The 1,108-nt window shown below is 72.3% G+C and carries 1 protein-coding gene; it reads right to left on the bottom strand.

Annotated features, from left to right (window positions below):
- On the bottom strand, positions 1 to 1,108 hold a 1,108-nt coding region (locus ACWD4P_RS38435), incomplete at both ends, for a molybdopterin oxidoreductase family protein (protein ID WP_449782849.1).

The following is a 1,108-nucleotide window of genomic DNA, read 5'->3' as shown; positions in this document are numbered from 1 at the left end:
GGAGGCGTGACGGCGCGACGCCGCAGTAGCACGCGCCCCTCCAGACTGGTCACCGTCCCTGTCTCCTCGGCCCACTGGGTCACGGGAAGCACCACATCGGCAAGAGCGGCGGTCTCGGAAAGCACCACGTCGGCCACGGCCAGAAAGTCGAGCGACCGCAGCCTGCCCTCCACATGGGCGGCACGAGGAGCCGACACCACCGGATTCGACCCCATGACCAGCAGAGCCCGTACATCCCGCCCCAGCGCGTCGAGCAGCTCGTACGCGGAACGGCCGGGGCCGGGAAGGGAGTCGGGGTCCACGCCCCACACACCGGCCACATGGGCACGCGCCGCCGGGTCGGTCAGCTTGCGGTACCCGGGCAGCTGGTCGGCCTTCTGCCCGTGCTCGCGCCCGCCCTGCCCGTTGCCCTGCCCGGTCAGGCACCCGTACCCGGAAAGGGGCCGCCCGGCGCGCCCGGTCGCGAGGCACAGGTTGATCCAGGCGCCCACGGTGTCGGTGCCCTTGGACTGCTGCTCGGGCCCACGCGCGGTGAGGACCATGGCGGACTCGGGCTCGCAGAACATCCGTACGGCCTCGCGCAGTTGAGGCACGGCGACGCCGGTCACGCGCTCCACGTACTCGGGCCAGTGCGCCATCACGGCGGCCCGCGCGTCCTCCCACCCCCGCGTCCGGGCGCGCACGAACTCCTCGTCGACCCGCCCCTCGGTCACCACCAGATGCAGCATCCCGAGGGCCAGGGCGAGATCGGTCCCGGGGCGGGGCGCGAGATGGAGGTCGGCGAGCTCGGCGGTGCGCGTGCGGCGGGGGTCGATGACGACCAGCGTGCCGCCGTTCTCCCGCAGTTCGTTCAGATAGCGGACCGCGGGGGGCATGGTCTCGGCCATGTTCGACCCGACGAGGACCACACATCCCGTACGCGGAATGTCCTCCAGGGGGAACGGCAGTCCGCGGTCGAGCCCGAACGCGGCGAGCTGCCCCGCCGCGGCGGACGACATGCAGAACCGACCGTTGTAGTCGATCTGGGAGGTCCCGAGCACGACCCGGGCGAACTTCCCGAGCCCGTACGCCTTCTCGTTGGTGACCTCGAAGCCGGGCCGGTGCTGCG

This window comes from Kitasatospora sp. NPDC002543 (assembly GCF_053594915.1).
The sequence above is the reverse complement of the archived record's forward strand: the minus strand, read 5'-3'. Positions and strand labels throughout refer to the sequence as shown.